This is a genomic window from Neisseria sp. HMSC056A03 (assembly GCF_001815685.1).
GTDB classification, from domain to species: Bacteria; Pseudomonadota; Gammaproteobacteria; order Burkholderiales; family Neisseriaceae; genus Neisseria; species Neisseria subflava.
Genome location: NZ_KV821590.1, coordinates 1 through 592, shown reverse-complemented (window position 1 = coordinate 592; position 592 = coordinate 1). Strand labels below are relative to the sequence as shown.

Sequence of the window (592 nt, the reverse complement as noted above, 5' to 3'; positions counted from 1 at the left end):
TGCCGCAACGTTGCCGCTGGTCAGGTTGGTAATCTTGCCGTTGTTACCCATATCAATGTTTTTGCCGTTGGTGCTAATACCGTTACCGTTGATGACCGGGCCGTTGTTAATTGTCAAGCTGTCGGCAGTCAGGTTAGGTTTGGTGGCAATGGTAATGTCTTTACCGTTGTTGGTTATGGCAATGTTGGTACCATCTTTAAACCCTACCGTATCATTCGGCTTGATAGTTTCCGCAGCACCGCTGTTCACTTGGAATTTCCAACCGGCGTTGGCCGCATTGGTGCGTGCATTCAGCGCAGTCAATGCGTCGCCTACGTTGCTGTAGTTCGTTGGCGTACCAGTGGCATTGGCCAGGGTGTAGGTCGGCGCGCTAATGCTGCCATCGGCCTGAACTGCCGATCCGCCGCCCAAGTGGGTGGCTGTGGAATTGGCAGTTTTGTGCAACTGGCTGCCATTAACGGCATCGGTGCTGGTCGCGTTAACCGCACCTGCAGCGACGTTACCCAAGGTTACCGGGCCGCCTGTGCCTACCAAGTTCACTTTGTTAGTCGGAGTGCTGGTTGGAGTGCCCGCTGTGTCAACATAGGTCATC

1 pseudogene is annotated in these 592 nt (G+C 54.2%); it reads right to left on the bottom strand.

From position 1 onward, the window contains the following. Window positions 1-592, bottom strand: a pseudogene (locus HMPREF3052_RS11985) (hypothetical protein); the annotation flags it as partial.